A 16,593-nucleotide genomic window follows, 5' to 3' on the forward strand; every position below is an offset into this window, starting at 1 on the left:
CCGGCTGCCTTGTCGCGATACGGCGCGCGTGCGCCGCCTTCGCCACCTGCGCGGCGCGGGCGATCGTCATCGCGTGCGGGACGCGCCGGACGGTCGCCGGTCGCACGACGTTCGCCGAAGCTGCGCTTCGCGCCTTCGCCGGCATCCTTGTCGCGATACGGCGCACGCGCACCGCCTTCGGCGCCTGCACGGCGCGGCCGCGCCTCCGGCTTGCCGTCGGCGCTGCGGTACGGCCGCGCGTCGCCGCGCGCTGCGCCGGCGTCACGCGGCGCGCGCTTCGCCGGCGCGCGATCCGCGCCCGGCCGTTGCGCGTCGCGCGACTCGGCGGCACGCTTGCCGGCGCCGGCCGCGGCGGGCTTCTGCGCACGCGGCGGCTTGTCGCCGGGGGCCGGCGCGGCGGGGCGCACGGCCTTGCGGGCGACGAGGCTGCCGGAGCGGACGGGTGCGCGGGTCGGCGACGCCGGCCGCGGATTCTTGACGGTCAATTTGGTGCGCATAAACGCTGGGATTCATTCAGACTGCGATCGCGCGCAGCAATTCGGTTTCAAGCTGGATCTGCAGGCGGTTGTCGGACAGGCCGGCACCATCGAGCAGGAAGATGTCCTCGACGCGTTCGCCGAGCGTATTGATCCGCGCCGCATGGACGCCGACCCGATGCTCGGCCAGCACGCGCGCGATCGAATAGAGAAGGCCCGGCCGGTCGTTCGCGGACACGGACAGGATGTAGTACTGGCCGCGCTCGTCGGCCCGCAGGTCGACGCGCGGCGTGATCGGAAAAGTGCGGGACAGTCGCGACAGGCGGCCCTTCGACGGCTCCGGCAGCGGCGCGGTTTCGGCGAGCCGCGTCGCGAGCTGCTGTTCGACGAGATTCGCGATGTCGCGGTAGCGCACGTCGCGCTCGGTCTGCGTGACGATGAAGTTGTCGAGCGCGTAGCCGTGCCGCGTCGTGCTGACGCGGGCATCGAGCACCGACAGCCCGTTGCGGTCGAAATACGCGCAGATGCCCGCGAACAGGTCGGGGCGGTCCTTCACGTACACGAGCACCTGCAGCGCGTCGCCGATCGGCGACGGCCGCGCCCGCACGATCGCGGTCTCGGCGTTCACGTGGCGGTACAGCACGCGCGTCTGCCACGCGATGTCGGCTGCGTCGTGACGCAGGAAGAAGCCGACGTCGAGCTGATCCCACAGCGCGCGATGCGCGTCGTCGGGCACGGTCTCGAGGCGCAGCAGCGCGAGCGCCTGCTCCTGGCGCGACTTCAGTTCCGAATGCGCATCGGGCTTCGCGCCGCCGAGCACCGCGAGCGTGATGCGGTACAGATCCTCGAGCAGCTTGCCCTTCCAGGTGTTCCACACCTTCGGGCTGGTGCCGCGGATATCGGCAACGGTCAGCAGATAGAGCGCGGTCAGGTAGCGTTCGTTGCCGACGATCGCGGCGAAGCGCTTGATCACCTCCGGGTCGCTCGTGTCCTGCTTCTGCGCGACCTGGCTCATCGTCAGGTGATGCTGGACCAGCCACACGATCAGCGCCGCATCGTCGCCGCCGATGCCGTGTTCGCGGCAGAAGCGTCGCGCGTCGGCCATGCCGAGCGTCGAGTGATCGCCGCCGCGGCCCTTCGCGATGTCGTGGAACAGCGCCGCGACGTAGAGCACCCACGGGCGCTCGAAATTGCCGATCAGCTGGCTGCAGAACGGATATTCGTGCGCATGCTCGGCCACCGCGAAGCGGCGGATGTTGCGCAACACCATGAGGATGTGCTGGTCGACCGTGTACACGTGATACAGGTCGTGCTGCATCTGGCCGACGATGCGGCGAAAATTCAGCAGATAGCGGCCGAGCACGCTGGTCTGGTTCATCAGCCGGAACGCATGCGTGATGCCTTCGGGCTGCTGCAGGATCTGCATGAACGTGTGGCGGTTCTGCGCATCGCGCCGCCACGTGTCGTTCATGATTTCGCGCGAGTTGTACAGCGCGCGCAGCGTGCGGGCCGACAGGCCCTTCACGCCGCGCGTCGTCTCGTACAGCAGGAACGCTTCGAGGATCGCGTCGGGATGGCGCTCGAACACGCCGTCGTCGACGATCTCGAGCATGCCTTGCTTCTCGACGAAGCGATCGTGCGACAGCACGCGCGTGATGCCGCTCGTCGCGGGGAACAGCTGCGCCTCGATGTTCTGGATCAGGATCGTCGCGAGCTGCGTGACGGCCTTCGCCGCCCAGTAGTAGCGGCGCATCAGCTGCTCGCTCGCGCGCTTGGCCTGCGTCGGCCGATAGCCGAAGCTCTCGGCAGCCTGCGTCTGCAGGTCGAACACGAGCACGTCCTGACGGCGGCCGGCGATCACGTGCAGCCGCGCGCGCAGCGCCTTCAGGAACCCTTCGTTGCGGCGCAGCTCGCGCGCCTCGCGCTCGGTGATGAGGCCGCGCGTGTCGAGCTCGCGCCAGCTGCTGCCGAAGCCTGCCGCGCGTGCGATCCAGAGGATGGTCTGCAGGTCGCGCAGCCCGCCGGGGCTTTCCTTCACGTTCGGTTCGAGGCTGTACGGCGTGTCCTGGAACTTCGCGTGGCGCTGACGCATCTCGAGCACCTTCGCGGTGAAGAAGGCGCGCGCATCGAGCGCCTCTTCGTGATAGCGAACGGTGAAGCGCTCGAACAACGCGGTGCTGCCGAAGATGCGGCGCGCCTCGAGCAGCGAGGTCTGCACGGTGACGTCCTGCGACGCCTCTTCGATACATTGCGCGACCGTCCGTACGCTGCTGCCGATCTCGAGGCCGAGATCCCACGCCATCCCGATGAAGCGCTCGATGCGCGCATCGAGCGCCGGATCGTGCGCATCGGGCAGCAGGACGAGGATGTCGACGTCGGAGTGGGGCGCGAGTTCGCCGCGCCCGTAGCCGCCGACGGCGACCAGCGCGAGCGTCGCGGGCAGCCCGCAGTCGTCCCATACGCGTTTCAGTGCGCTGTCGGTGAGTTTCGACAGCGCGTGCATCAGCGACGTGACGTTGGTCGCGCTGCGAAAGCGCTCGAGCAGGTCGGCCTTGGCGGCCTTGAATTCGGCGCGCCGCGACAGCGCTTCGGGCGAGGGGGCGGCGTGAGCGCTCATGGGCGGCCGTTTAGATGAGAAAGCTGGGTGGGGCGGGCGGCGCGGCGGCGCTCAGACCGCGGCGGCCGGTTGCGCGAACACGGGGCGCGCCGGCGTGCCGGCCGACACGGTCAGCACTTCGTAGCCGGTGTCGGTCACGAGCACCGTGTGCTCCCATTGCGCGGACAGGCTGCGATCGCGCGTCTTGACCGTCCACTGGTCGGGCATCGTGCGGATGTCGCGCTTGCCGGCGTTGATCATCGGCTCGATCGTGAAGATCATCCCGGCCTTCAGCTCGATGCCGGTGCCCGGCCGGCCGTAGTGGACGACCTGCGGATCTTCGTGGAACACCGTGCCGATGCCGTGGCCGCAGTATTCGCGCACGACGCTGTAGCCCTGTGCTTCCGCATGCTTCTGGATCGCGTGGCCGATGTCGCCGAGGTGGGCGCCGGGCTTGACCTGGTCGATGCCGAGCCACATGCACTCGTAGGTCGTCTGCACCAGGCGCTTCGCGAGGATCGAGCCCTCGCCGACGATGAACATCCGGCTGGTGTCGCCGAAGTAGCCGTTCTTGATCACGGTGATGTCGATGTTCAGCGCGTCGCCGTTCTTCAGCACCTTCTCGCCGGGAATGCCGTGGCAGATCACGTCGTTGACGGAAATGCAGGTGGCCTTCGGGTACGGCGGATAGCCGGGCGGCTGATAGTTGAGCGGCGCGGGGACGGTGCCCTGCTTGTTCAGCATGAATTCGTGACAGAGCCGATCGAGCTCGGCGGTCGTGACGCCCGCGACGACGTGCGGCGTGATGAAGTCGAGCACTTCGCTCGCGAGACGGCAGGCGACACGCATCTGCGCGATGTCGTGTTCGTTTTTGAGCGTAATAGCCATCGAGGTATGCCTGGAATGCGGTGAATTGACGGATTATCGCACCTTATGGCTGCGGTCGCAGCCCCTGCCGATCGGGCGCGTGCGGGTTTTCGCCGATTGTTCGGCCGGCAGGCGCACGGCAAGCGAAAGTGGTGCGCGACTTGAGAGGCGACAAATCGGCATGCTATACTCTTTGGCTAAGTCGACATCCAAATGCCGAACGTTGCCCGCTTCTTGGGGTGGCATCGAGATGAAGGACTTGCGGCACGCGCATTCGCACGTGCCGAATCGCAAGCCGGCGCAACCAGGGTGCCGGCCGCGCGGAATGGCGGTCCTTCGGGGCGCTCGCGCGGCGGTACGGCAGCCGGCTTAAGACCCAACCCTCGTGGAGAATTTACATGGCAGTCACGATGCGCCAAATGCTGGAAGCAGGTGTCCACTTCGGTCACCAGACGCGCTTCTGGAACCCGAAGATGGCTCCGTTCATTTTCGGTCACCGCAACAAGATTCACATCATCAACCTCGAAAAGACGCTGCCGATGTTCACGGACGCACAGAAGTACGTGCGCCAGCTGGCAGCGAACCGCGGCACGATCCTGTTCGTCGGCACGAAGCGCCAGTCGCGTGACACGATCGCCCAGGAAGCGCAACGTGCGGGCATGCCGTACGTCAACGCGCGCTGGCTCGGCGGCATGATGACCAACTTCAAGACGCTGAAGGTGTCGATCAAGCGCCTGAAGGACATGGAAGCGGCCGTCGAAGCGGGTGAAACCGAAAAGATGAGCAAGAAGGAAGCGCTGCTGTTCGAACGCGAAATCGCCAAGCTGCAAAAGTCGATCGGCGGCGTGAAGGACATGGGCGGCATTCCGGACGCGATCTTCGTGATCGACGTCGGCTACCACAAGATTGCCGTCACCGAAGCGAACAAGCTGGGCGTGCCGGTCATCGCCGTGGTCGACACGAACCACTCGCCGGAAGGTGTGGACTACGTGATCCCGGGTAACGACGACTCGAGCAAGGCCGTTGCGCTGTACGCGCAAGGCGTGGCCGACGCGATCCTCGAAGGCCGTGCGAACGCGGTCAACGAAGTGGTCCAGGCCGTGCGCGGCGACGACGAATACGTCGAGGAAAACGCGTAACTGGCCCCGAGCCGGCGCAAAAAGGGGGCTCTCAACAGGCCCCCTTTTTTTAAGCTTGTGCGCCGGATCTGATCGCGCCGAAACGGCGCGGGTCCGGAAACGAAATTCGGCCGTTCGCGTCCAAGCGGGCGGTGTGGTGAATACAGACTCAAGGAGCGAATGATGGCGGCAATTACCGCAAGCATGGTGGCAGAACTGCGCGCAAAGACCGATGCACCGATGATGGAGTGCAAGAAGGCGCTGACGGAAGCCGACGGCGATCTGGCCAAGGCCGAAGAGCTGCTGCGCGTCAAGCTCGGCAACAAGGCGAGCAAGGCCGCATCGCGCGTGACGGCCGAAGGCGTCGTCGCATCGTTCGTCGGCGGCAATGCCGGCGCGCTGGTCGAGCTGAACTGCGAAACCGACTTCGTCGCGAAGAACGACGACTTCCTCGCATTCTCGAAGACGGTTGCAGAACTCGTCGCGACGCAAAACCCGGTCGACGTGGCTGCGCTGTCGGCCCTGCCGCTCGACGGCTCGACGGTCGACGCAGTCCGTCTGGCGCTGATCGGCAAGATCGGCGAAAACGTCTCGATCCGCCGTTTCGTCCGCTTCGAAACCGCGAACAAGATCGCCACGTACCTGCACGGCGCGCGCATCGGCGTGATCGTCGAGTACACGGGTGCTGAAGAGCAGGTCGGCAAGGACGTCGCGATGCACATCGCGGCAATGAAGCCGGTCGCCCTGTCGGCAGCCGACGTCCCGGCTGAACTGATCGACACGGAACGCCGCGTGGCCGAGCAGAAGGCTGCCGAATCGGGCAAGCCGGCCGAAATCGTCGCGAAGATGGTCGACGGCAGCGTCCAGAAGTACCTGAAGGAAGTGTCGCTGCTGAACCAGACGTTCGTGAAGAACGACAAGCAGACGATCGAGCAGATGCTGAAGGCGGCGGATGCGGCAGTGCAGAAGTTCGCGCTGTTCGTCGTCGGCGAAGGCATCGAGAAGCGTCAGGACGACTTCGCCGCCGAAGTGGCCGCGCAAGTCGCAGCAGCAAAGCAGCAGTAAGCAGTCAGGCAGTATCCGCGGCGGGCGTCCGCTCCGCCGCGGCCGGCGCCGCCGCCGGCCGGCCGGGAACCCCGGTCCGGTCGTCGGCGCTTGCCCGAATCAGTATTTCGCCCCTACAGTTCGTGGTTGTCATCCTCTCGTCGCTCGGAAGCCCCTATGTCCAATGCCTATAAACGCGTCCTCCTCAAACTCTCCGGCGAAGCGCTGATGGGCGACGATGCCTTCGGCATCAATCGCGCGACGATCGAGCGGATGGTGGCGGATATCGCCGAAGTCGTGGGTCTCGGTACGCAGCTGGCCGTCGTGATCGGCGGCGGTAACATTTTCCGCGGTGTCGCGGGCGGCGCGGCCGGCATGGACCGTGCGACGGCCGACTACATGGGGATGCTGGCGACGATGATGAACGCGCTGGCGCTGCAGGACGCGATGCGCCACGCCGGCATCGTCGCGCGCGTGCAGTCGGCGCTGCGGATGGACCAGGTCGTCGAGCCCTACATCCGGCCCCGTGCGATCCGTCAGCTCGAGGAAGGCAAGGTCGTGATCTTCGCGGCCGGCACCGGCAACCCGTTCTTCACGACGGACACGGCCGCCGCGCTGCGCGGCTCGGAAGTCGGCGCCGAGGTGGTGCTGAAGGCGACCAAGGTGGATGGCGTATATTCTGCCGATCCGAAGAAGGATCCGTCGGCCACGCGCTACACGACGATCAGCTTCGACGAGGCGATCAGCCGCAATCTGCAGGTGATGGACGCGACGGCCTTCGCGCTGTGCCGCGACCAGAAGCTGCCGATTCGCGTGTTTTCGATAAACAAGCCGGGTGCGCTCAAGCGTATCGTGCTGGGCGAGGACGAAGGTACGCTCGTCCACGTGTAAACTCCCGCGGATGCGGGCAAGCGGCGTGGGCAGCCGGCCGAGGCGCGTGACGCGCCGGGCGCCGCCCGCGTTCTTTGAAGGTTGGAAGGTTCGGAGGTTGAAATGAGTGTCGCTGATGTCAAGAAGGGCGTAGAGCAGAAAATGCAGCGCTCGATCGAAGCGTTCAAGAACGATCTGGCAAAGATCCGCACGGGCCGTGCGCACACCGGTCTGCTCGATCACGTGCAGGTCGATTACTACGGTTCGATGGTGCCGATCTCGCAGGTTGCGAACCTGACGCTCGTCGACGCACGCACGATCGGCGTGCAGCCGTGGGAAAAGAACATGGTCGCGAAGGTCGAGAAGGCCATCCGCGAAGCCGATCTCGGCCTGAATCCCGCCACGTCCGGCGATCTGATCCGCGTGCCGATGCCCGCGCTGACCGAAGAGCGCCGCCGCGAGCTGACCAAGGTGGTCAAGAGCGAAGGCGAGACGGCGAAGGTTGCGATCCGCAACCTGCGTCGCGACGCGAACGAAGCGCTCAAGAAGCTCGTGAAGGACAAGGAAATCTCGGAAGACGACGAGCGTCGTGCCAGCGACGACGTGCAGAAGCTGACGGACAAGCACGTTGCCGAGGTCGACAAGCTCGTGCAGACCAAGGAAGCCGAGATCATGACGGTCTGACGACCGTCCTCGCGCGCCGCCTTCATTCCGCCTTACTGTCTCAACGGCCATGACCTATACCAGCTCTACCGTTCGCGTGCCTGACGTCGGCGCCGTGCCGCGTCATATCGCGATCATCATGGACGGCAACGGCCGTTGGGCAACCGAACGCCGCTTGCCGCGCGTCGCCGGGCACACCCGCGGCGTGGACGCCGTGCGGTCGGTGGTCGAAGGCTGTGCGCGCGCCGGCGTCCAATATCTGACGCTGTTCGCGTTCAGTTCGGAGAACTGGCGGCGCCCGAACGACGAAGTGTCGTTCCTGATGCGGCTGTTCATCACCGCGCTCGAACGCGAAATCGGCAAGCTGCATGCGAACGGCATCCGCCTGCGGGTGGTCGGCGATCTCGATCGCTTCGAGCCGCGCATCCGCGACCTGATCCGCCGCGCCGAAACCAAGACCGCGCGCAACACGCGCCTGACGCTGACGATCGCCGCGAACTACGGCGGCCGCTGGGACATCCTGCAGGCGACCAAGAAGCTCGTCGCCCAGGCCGTGCGCGAAGGCCGCGAGGTCGACGTGACCGAGGAAGCGTTCGCGCCACACCTGGCGATGGCCTATGCGCCGGAGCCCGATCTCTTCATCCGCACCGGCGGCGAGCAGCGCGTCAGCAATTTCCTGCTGTGGCAGCTCGCGTACGCCGAGTTCTACTTCACCGACAAATACTGGCCGGACTTCGACGGCGCGGCGCTGGCCGATGCGATCGCGTCGTATACCGAGCGCGAGCGCCGTTTCGGGCGCACCAGCGCCCAGCTCGAGCCGCAATCGCAAAACGCCGATTCCCTTTCATGCTGAAGACCCGTGTGATCACGGCGGTCGTGATGCTGGCAGTGCTGCTGCCGGTGACGCTGTTCGCGCCGCTGGCCGGCTTCGGCGCGCTGATCGGCGTCGTGCTCGTGTTCGCCGCGTGGGAATGGGCGCGGCTGCTGAAGCTCGGCGCGACCGGCGCCGTCGTCTATGCGCTCGCCGCCGCGCTCGCGCTCGCGGCGACCGTGCCGCTCGGCGTCGGCGCGGCTTCGTCCCGTCCTCTTTTCATGGCAGCCGGCGTGTTCTGGCTGCTGGTCGGCCCGTTCGCGCTGCGGCGCAAGCCGCTGCTCGCGGGCGCTGTGTGGCGGCCGTTCCTGCTCGCGGCCGGCTTCGTGGTGTTCGCGGCCTGCTGGCACGCGCTCGTCGCCGCACGTGCGCAGGGCGTGCCGTTCGTGCTGTCGCTGCTGCTGGTCGTCTGGCTCGCCGATATCGGCGCATACTTCGCAGGCAAGGCGTTCGGCAAGCGTAAGCTCGCAATCACGATCAGTCCCGGTAAAAGCTGGGAGGGCGCGATCGGCGGCTGGCTCGCCGTGATGGTCGTCGCGGGCGCCGCGATGGCCGCGCACTGGTTCGAGCCGACCCTGTTTTCCGCATTCGCCACGCATTACGGGATGCCCGGTGCGTGGGCCGCGCTGACGTTGCTCGTCGTCTACAGCGTGATCGGCGATCTGTTCGAGTCGCTGCTCAAGCGCCAGGCCGGCGTGAAAGACTCCAGCGGGCTGCTGCCCGGTCACGGCGGCGTGCTCGATCGCGTCGACGCGCTGCTGCCGGTGCTGCCGCTCGCAATGCTGCTGCTTGGTTAATCCACTATCTCTGTTATGCAAAAACGTCTGACACTGCTCGGTTCCACGGGCTCGATCGGAGACAGCACGCTCGACGTGGTCGCCCGCCATCCCGAGCGTTTTTCGGTGTACGCGCTGACCGCGCATCGCAACGGCGACAAGCTCGTCGAGCAATGCCTGCGCTTCGCGCCGGAAGTCGCGGTGGTCGGCGACGCGGCGACCGCCGCGCACGTCGAAGCAAAGCTGCGCGCCGCGGGCAGCAAGACCACGGTGCTGTATGGTCCGCAGGCGCTCGTCGACGTGTCGGCGAGCGACGGCTGCGACACGGTCGTCGCGGCGATCGTCGGCGCGGCCGGCCTCGCGCCGAGCCTCGCGGCCGCGCGCGCGGGCAAGCGCATCCTGCTCGCGAACAAGGAATCGCTGGTGATGTCGGGCGGGATCTTCATGGACGCGGTGCGCGACCATGGCGCGATCCTGCTGCCGGTCGACAGCGAGCACAACGCGATCTTCCAGTGCATGCCGCGCGACGAGAACGAGCACGGCGGCATCTCGAAGATCATCCTGACGGCGTCGGGCGGCCCGTTCCGCACGCGCGAGCCGGCCACGCTCGCCGACGTGACGCCGGACGAGGCGTGCAAGCATCCGAACTGGGTGATGGGCCGCAAGATCTCCGTCGATTCGGCGACGATGATGAACAAGGGCCTCGAGGTGATCGAGGCGCACTGGATCTTCGGTCTGCCGGGCGAGCGGATCGACGTGCTGATCCACCCGCAGAGCGTGATCCATTCGCTGGTGTCGTATCGCGACGGGTCGGTGCTCGCGCAGCTCGGCAACCCCGACATGCGTACGCCGATCGCGCACGCGCTCGCGTTCCCGGAGCGCGTCGACGCCGGCGTCGATCAGCTCGACCTCGCGCAGATCGCGCAGCTGTCGTTCGAGAAGCCGGATTACGCACGCTTCCCGTGTCTCGCGCTCGCGCTGAAGGCGCTTGAAGAGGGCGGGATCGCGAGCGCCGCATTGAACGCGGCGAACGAAGTCGCGGTCGAAGCGTTTCTCGAGCGCCGGATCGGCTTCATGGCGATCGCGGCGACGGTCGACGCGGTGCTCAACGCACTGCCGAACCGCAGCCCGAACGGGCTCGACGACGTCCTGGCGGCCGATGCCGACGCGCGCCGTCTTGCCGCCGGGTTCATTGCAAAAGCGCCTGCGCCTCGCGTGGAGCGTATCGTCTGAATGAGGTGCTCATGAACGTGCTGGTCGAACTGGTCGCGTTTGCGGTGGCGATCGGGGTGCTGGTCGTCGTGCATGAGTACGGACATTATCGCGTCGCGCGCTGGTGCGGCGTGAAGGTGCTGCGTTTCTCGATCGGCTTCGGCCAGCCCATCGCGCGCTGGGTGAGCCCGCGCACGGGCACCGAGTGGACGCTCTCCGCGTTGCCGCTCGGCGGCTACGTGAAGATGCTCGACGAGCGCGAACCGGGCCCCGGCATCAATCCGGACGAGCTCGACCAGGCGTTCAACCGCCAATCGGTGTTCAAGCGCATCGCGATCGTCGCCGCCGGGCCGATCGCGAACTTCCTGTTGGCAATCGTGCTGTTTTCGGCGGTATTCGCCACCGGCGTGACCGAGCCGGCCGCGCTGGTCGCGCCGCCGGCCGCCGGCACGGTCGCGGCCCGCGCGGGCTTCGACGGCAGCGAGACCATCGTGTCGATCCGCGACGCCGACGGCGGCGCCGCCGTGCCGGTGCGCTCGTGGTCCGACTTGCGCTGGAAGCTGCTGTCCGCCGCATTCGACCATCGCGAGGTCGTGCTCGGCGCGCGCGACGGCGGCGCGGCGACGTTCGACTTCCGCGTCGATCTGCGCAATATCCCCGAGAGCGACATCGATGACGATTTCATGGCGCGCCTCGGCTTCGAGGCCGGCGGCGGCACGCTGTCGATCGCGTCGGTGCAGCCCGGCAGCGCGGCCGAGCGGGCGGGGCTGAAGGCCGGCGACAAGCTGCTGGCGCTCGACGGCCAGCCGATCGGCGGCGCGTCGCGCTTCATCGACGCGGTGAAGCATCACGCCGGCCGGGCGGTCGACCTGCAGGTCGGGCGCGGCGGTACGACGCAGACGGTAGCGATCGTGCCGCAGCTGCAGCGCGACGACGAGACGGGCCAGCAGGTCGGCCGCATCGGCGCGGCGCTGTCGATGCACACGCCGTCGGTCGACGTGCGCTACGGGCCGCTCGACAGCGTTCGGCTCGGTGCGCACCGCACGTGGGACATCGCCGTCTATTCGCTGAAGATGTTCGGGCGGATGATCACGGGCAACGCATCGCTGAAGAATCTGTCCGGCCCGGTGACGATCGCCGACTATGCGGGCAAGAGCGCGCGGCTCGGTCCGTCGGCCTTCGTATCGTTCCTCGCCCTTGTCAGCATTAGCCTCGGGGTGCTGAACTTGCTGCCGATTCCCGTTTTGGACGGGGGGCATCTGTTATATTATCTGGTTGAAGCCGCGACCGGGAAAGCCGTCTCGGAGCGCTGGCAGCTGATTCTGCAAAGAGCCGGGCTGATCTGCATCGTCGCATTGTCGGCGATCGCATTGTTCAACGACCTGGCTCGGTTAATCCATTTCTGAAGCGTCAGGCGGCGGCCGGTCGGTCGCCGCCTGATTTGATGCAGCTAAATATTGGGGATGCACGTTGTTCAAACCTCATCGCTTTGTACCTAAGACAGTTGCAGCGGCCGCGCTCGCCGCGCACGGCCTCGCGGCGCATGCAGCGGCACCGTTCGTGGTGCAAGACATCAAGATCGAGGGTTTGCAGCGCGTCGAACCCGGTTCGGTATTCGCGTACCTGCCGATCAAGCAGGGCGATACCTTCACCGACGACAAGGCATCCGAAGCAATCCGCGCGCTGTACGCGACGGGCTTCTTCAACGACGTGCGCGTCGCCACGCAAGGCAACGTCGTGATCGTGCAGGTGCAGGAGCGTCCGGCCATCGCGTCGATCGACTTCACCGGCACGAAGGAATTCGACAAGGACAACCTGACCAAGGCGCTGCGCGCGGTGGGTCTGGCCGACGGCCGCTACTACGACAAGGCGCTCGTCGACAAGGCGGAGCAGGAGCTCAAGCGCCAGTACCTCACGCGCGGCTTCTACGCGGCCGAGGTCAAGACGACGATCACGCCGGTCGACGCGAACCGCGTGTCGATCCTGTTCGCGGTCGCCGAAGGCCCGAGCGCGAAGATCCGCCAGATCAACTTCATCGGCAACAAGGCGTTCAGCACCAGCACGCTGCGCGACGAGATGCAGCTGTCCACGCCGAACTGGTTCTCGTGGTACACGAAGAACGACCTGTACTCGAAAGAAAAGCTGACCGGCGACCTCGAAGCCGTGCGCTCGTACTACCTGAACCGCGGCTACCTCGAGTTCAACATCGAGTCGACCCAGGTGTCGATCTCGCCCGACAAGAAGGACATGTACCTGACGGTCACGCTGCATGAAGGCCAGCCGTACACGGTGTCGGGCATCAAGCTGTCGGGCAACCTGCTCGATCGCGAAGCCGAACTCACCAAGCTGATCAAGATCAAGCCGGGCGATCGTTTCTCGGCCGAGAAGCTGCAGCAGACGACCAAGTCGATCGTCGACAAGCTCGGCGAATACGGCTACGCATTCGCGACGGTCAACGCGCAGCCGGACATCGATCAGGCGAACCACAAGGTGAACCTGAACCTCGTCGTCGATCCGAGCCGCCGCGTGTACGTGCGCCGCATCAACGTGGTCGGCAACACGCGCACGCGCGACGAAGTCGTGCGCCGCGAAATGCGCCAGCTCGAAAGCTCGTGGTTCGATTCGAACCGTCTCGCGCTGTCGAAGGACCGCGTGAACCGTCTCGGCTACTTCACCAACGTCGACGTGACGACGGTGCCGGTCGAAGGCACGAACGACCAGGTCGACGTGAACGTGAAGGTCGACGAAAAGCCGACCGGCGCGATCACGCTGGGCGCGGGCTTCTCGTCGACGGACAAGGTCGTGCTGTCGGCCGGCGTGTCGCAGGACAACGTGTTCGGCTCGGGCACGAGCCTGTCGGTGAACGTCAACACCGCGAAGAGCTACCGCACGCTGACCGTCACGCAGGTCGACCCGTACTTCACGGTCGACGGCATCAAGCGGATCACCGACGTCTACTACCGCACGTACCAGCCGCTGTACTACTCGACGAGCTCGAGCTTCCGCATCATCAGCGCGGGCGGCAACCTGAAGTTCGGCATTCCGTTCTCGGAAGTCGATACCGTCTATTTCGGCGCGGGCTTCGAGCAGAACCGTCTCGACGTCGATTCGAACACGCCGCAGAGCTACCAGGATTACGTGAACGAGTTCGGCCGCGTGTCGAACACCGTGCCGCTGACGGTCGCGTGGTCGCGCGACGCGCGCGACAGCGCGCTGATCCCGAGCCGCGGCTACTTCACGCAGGCGAACGTCGAGTACGGCGTGCCGGTCGGCAAGATCCAGTACTACAAGGCCGACCTGCAGGCGCAGTATTACTACTCGTTCTCGCGCGGCTTCATCCTGGGCCTGAACCTGCAGGGCGGCTACGGCAACGGTATCGGCAACCCGTACCCGATCTTCAAGAACTACTACGCGGGCGGTATCGGCTCCGTGCGTGGCTACGAGCCGAGCTCGCTGGGCCCGCGCGACACCAAGACGAACGACCCGATCGGCGGCTCGAAGATGCTGGTCGGCAACATCGAACTGACGTTCCCGCTGCCGGGCACCGGCTACGATCGCACGCTGCGCGTGTTCACGTTCATCGACGGCGGCAACGTGTGGGGCAACGCGCCGGGCGGCACGAGTACCGGCGCGAACGGTCTGCGTTACGGCTATGGTGTGGGCCTCGCGTGGATCTCGCCGATCGGCCCGCTGAAGCTGAGCCTCGGTTTCCCGCTGCAGAAGCACGAGGGCGACCAGTACCAGAAATTCCAGTTCCAGATCGGGACGGCGTTCTGATCGAACGCATGACAACAGCAACGAGAGGGTAATTTTGCTAACCGGTAAGTTTTCGAAACGAGTGATCGGGGCGTTGACCATTGCGCTGGCCTTGGGCGCGGCGACGGCACACGCTCAGGACGTCGCCCGCATCGCGGCGGTCAATTCGGATCGGATCCTGCGCGAGTCGGCGCCCGCGAAGGCGGCGCAGACGAAGCTCGAAGCCGAGTTCGCGAAGCGCGACAAGGATCTGCAGGACCTGGCGGCGCGTCTGAAGTCGATGTCCGATTCGCTGGACAAGAACGGTGCGTCGTTGTCGGCGGCCGATCGCGCGCAGAAGCAGCGCGATCTCGCGCAGCTCGACACCGACTTCCAGCGCAAGCAGCGTGAGTTCCGCGAAGATCTGAACCAGCGCCGCAACGAGGAGCTCGCGGCGGTGCTCGAGCGCGCGAACAAGGTCATCAAGCAGATCGCGGAGCAGCAGAATTACGACCTGATCGTGCAGGAAGCCGTGTACGTCAGCCCGCGCATCGACATCACCGACAAGGTGCTCAAGGCGCTCGCGTCCGGCTCGACGAACTGAACGGAGCAGACGACGAATGGCATTGACGCTCGAGGCACTCGTAAAGCGGTTCGGCGGCGAGATCGTCGGCGACGCCCAGTGCAAGGTCAGCGGCCTCGCGCCGCTCGACCAGGCCGGCCCTCAGCAGCTCGCGTTTCTCGCGAATCCGAAGTACCTGTCGCAGGTCGAGACGAGCGGCGCCGGCGCGGTGCTGATCGCGCCCAAGGACCTCGAAAAGCTTGGCGCGGCCGACGGATCTCCGACATCCGGCCCCCGGATGGCCGGCCCCCGGACGGCCGGCCCCAGCAACTTCATCGTGACGGCGAATCCGTACGCGTACTTCGCGCGCGTCGCGCAGATGTTCATCGATCTGGCCACGCCGCCGCGCGCGGCCGGCGTGCATCCGAGCGCGACGATCGACCCGTCCGCGCAGGTCGCCGCGAGCGCGGTGATTGGCCCGCACGTGACGATCGAGGCCGGTGCGGTGATCGCCGATGACGTGCAGCTCGACGCCGGCGTGTTCGTCGGCCGCGGCACGACGATTGGCGCGGGCTCGCACCTGTATCCGAACGCAGCGGTGTACCACGGCTGCAAGATCGGGCCGCGTGCGATCATTCATGCGGGCGCGGTGATCGGCTCGGACGGCTTCGGCTTCGCGCCGGATTTCGTCGGCGACGGCGACGCGCGCACCGGCAGCTGGGTCAAGATCCCGCAGGTCGGCGGCGTGTCGATCGGCCCGGACGTCGAGATCGGCGCGAACACGACGATCGATCGCGGCGCGATGGCCGATACCGTCATCGAAGCGTGCGTGAAGATCGACAACCAGGTGCAGATCGGTCACAACTGCCGGATCGGCGCATATACGGTCATCGCGGGCAGCGCCGGGATCGCCGGCAGCACGACGATCGGCCGCCATTGCATGATCGGCGGCGCGGCCGGGATCGCCGGCCACGTGACGCTCGGCGACTACGTGATCATCACCGCGAAGTCGGGCGTATCGAAATCGCTGCCGAAGGCCGGCATCTACACGAGTGCGTTCCCGGCCGTCGACCACGGCGAATGGAACCGCAGCGCCGCGCTCGTACGCAACCTCGACAAACTGCGCGACCGCATCAAGGCGCTCGAAACCGCGCTGGCCGCCCAGGGCGGCACGGACGCCTGATCACCATGCGAGACCACCAACCGGGCACGGCCAGCGCATCCGCCCGGTTAGCCGGACCGGGCCGCACGACGGCCCGCATCAGCCTTTGCATCACCACCGCGCAGCCTCTGCGTGAGACGAACCATCATGAGCACTGAAAAAATCAATCTCGACATCCACAAGATCCTCACGCTGCTGCCGCATCGCTACCCGATTCTGCTGGTCGACCGCGTGCTCGAACTCGAGCCGCACAAGGGGATCAAAGCGCTGAAGAACGTGTCGATCAACGAGCCGTTCTTTCAGGGACATTTCCCGAAGCGGCCGGTGATGCCGGGTGTGCTGATCCTCGAGGCGCTCGCGCAGGCGGCCGCGCTGCTGACCTTCGCGGAAGAGCAGCCGAAGGATCCGGAGAACACGCTGTACTACTTCGTCGGCATCGACGGCGCGCGCTTCAAGCGCGTGGTCGAGCCGGGCGACCAGCTGATCCTGAACGTGACGTTCGAACGATACATCCGCGGCATCTGGAAGTTCAAGGCGGTGGCCGAAGTGGACGGCAAGGTGGCGGCGGAAGCCGAACTGATGTGCACGGTCAAGACGGCCGACGCGGCGCCCTGAGCGACGCGGCACGCATGAGCAACATG

At 66.3% G+C, this 16,593-nt stretch carries 14 protein-coding genes and 1 pseudogene; 12 read left to right on the forward strand and 3 right to left on the reverse strand.

The window, feature by feature from the left end; translation table 11 throughout:
* The 3 genes and pseudogenes from EX20_RS32665 to map form a co-directional block, all read right to left on the reverse strand.
* Positions 1-497 (reverse strand): annotated as a pseudogene (locus tag EX20_RS32665) (pseudouridine synthase); the annotation flags it as partial.
* A 16-nt stretch (positions 498-513) separates the two neighbouring features.
* Entirely contained in the window at positions 514-3,093 is a 2,580-nt protein-coding gene (locus EX20_RS26745) for a [protein-PII] uridylyltransferase (RefSeq protein WP_011885147.1), read from the reverse strand.
* 51 nt (positions 3,094-3,144) lie between these two features.
* Positions 3,145-3,960, reverse strand: a complete 816-nt coding sequence (gene map, locus EX20_RS26750) for a type I methionyl aminopeptidase (RefSeq protein WP_034195310.1) — start codon at positions 3,958-3,960, stop codon at positions 3,145-3,147.
* A 377-nt stretch (positions 3,961-4,337) separates the two neighbouring features.
* Between map and rpsB the strand changes: the two genes are divergently transcribed.
* The 12 genes from rpsB (at position 4,338) to fabZ (ending at position 16,567) form a co-directional block, all read left to right on the forward strand.
* A complete protein-coding gene (gene rpsB / locus EX20_RS26755) occupies positions 4,338-5,078 on the forward strand; it encodes a 30S ribosomal protein S2 (protein WP_011885144.1) in 741 nt (246 codons plus the stop codon).
* A gap of 162 nt (positions 5,079-5,240) precedes the next feature.
* Positions 5,241-6,122 (forward strand): translation elongation factor Ts, encoded by an 882-nt coding sequence (tsf, locus tag EX20_RS26760; RefSeq protein WP_034195311.1) that lies wholly within the window; start codon positions 5,241-5,243, stop codon positions 6,120-6,122.
* Between the two features lie 156 nt (positions 6,123-6,278).
* A complete protein-coding gene (gene pyrH / locus EX20_RS26765; protein WP_011885142.1) occupies positions 6,279-6,992 on the forward strand; it encodes a UMP kinase in 714 nt (237 codons plus the stop codon).
* A 102-nt stretch (positions 6,993-7,094) separates the two neighbouring features.
* Positions 7,095-7,655: a ribosome recycling factor gene (gene frr / locus EX20_RS26770; RefSeq protein ID WP_011885141.1), complete on the forward strand. Its 561-nt coding sequence runs from the start codon at positions 7,095-7,097 to the stop codon at positions 7,653-7,655.
* A gap of 49 nt (positions 7,656-7,704) precedes the next feature.
* Positions 7,705-8,487 (forward strand): polyprenyl diphosphate synthase, encoded by a 783-nt coding sequence (uppS, locus tag EX20_RS26775; RefSeq protein ID WP_011885140.1) that lies wholly within the window; start codon positions 7,705-7,707, stop codon positions 8,485-8,487.
* Positions 8,481-9,302 carry a phosphatidate cytidylyltransferase gene (locus EX20_RS26780; RefSeq protein ID WP_014723217.1) on the forward strand — a complete coding sequence of 274 codons (822 nt, stop codon included), beginning with the start codon at positions 8,481-8,483 and terminating at the stop codon, positions 9,300-9,302. The genes uppS and EX20_RS26780 overlap by 7 nt, the downstream gene beginning before the upstream one ends.
* Before the next feature lie 15 nt (positions 9,303-9,317).
* Positions 9,318-10,514, forward strand: a complete 1,197-nt coding sequence (locus EX20_RS26785) for a 1-deoxy-D-xylulose-5-phosphate reductoisomerase (RefSeq protein WP_011885138.1) — start codon at positions 9,318-9,320, stop codon at positions 10,512-10,514.
* A gap of 11 nt (positions 10,515-10,525) precedes the next feature.
* Positions 10,526-11,899 carry an RIP metalloprotease RseP gene (rseP, locus tag EX20_RS26790; RefSeq protein ID WP_034195312.1) on the forward strand — a complete coding sequence of 458 codons (1,374 nt, stop codon included), beginning with the start codon at positions 10,526-10,528 and terminating at the stop codon, positions 11,897-11,899.
* A gap of 64 nt (positions 11,900-11,963) precedes the next feature.
* Positions 11,964-14,270 (forward strand): outer membrane protein assembly factor BamA, encoded by a 2,307-nt coding sequence (bamA, locus tag EX20_RS26795; protein WP_011885136.1) that lies wholly within the window; start codon positions 11,964-11,966, stop codon positions 14,268-14,270.
* 34 nt (positions 14,271-14,304) lie between these two features.
* Complete coding sequence (locus EX20_RS26800) at positions 14,305-14,832, forward strand: OmpH/Skp family outer membrane protein (RefSeq protein WP_011885135.1); 528 nt, start codon at positions 14,305-14,307, stop codon at positions 14,830-14,832.
* Between the two features lie 16 nt (positions 14,833-14,848).
* Complete coding sequence (gene lpxD, locus EX20_RS26805) at positions 14,849-15,973, forward strand: UDP-3-O-(3-hydroxymyristoyl)glucosamine N-acyltransferase (RefSeq protein WP_034195313.1); 1,125 nt, start codon at positions 14,849-14,851, stop codon at positions 15,971-15,973.
* A gap of 126 nt (positions 15,974-16,099) precedes the next feature.
* On the forward strand, positions 16,100-16,567 hold the full coding sequence (gene fabZ, locus EX20_RS26810; RefSeq protein WP_006495559.1) for a 3-hydroxyacyl-ACP dehydratase FabZ: 468 nt from the start codon (positions 16,100-16,102) through the stop codon (positions 16,565-16,567).
* Positions 16,568-16,593: the final 26 nt, after the last annotated feature.

The organism is Burkholderia sp. WP42 (genome assembly GCF_000745665.1).
In the GTDB taxonomy this organism is placed as follows: Bacteria; Pseudomonadota; Gammaproteobacteria; order Burkholderiales; family Burkholderiaceae; genus Burkholderia; species Burkholderia vietnamiensis.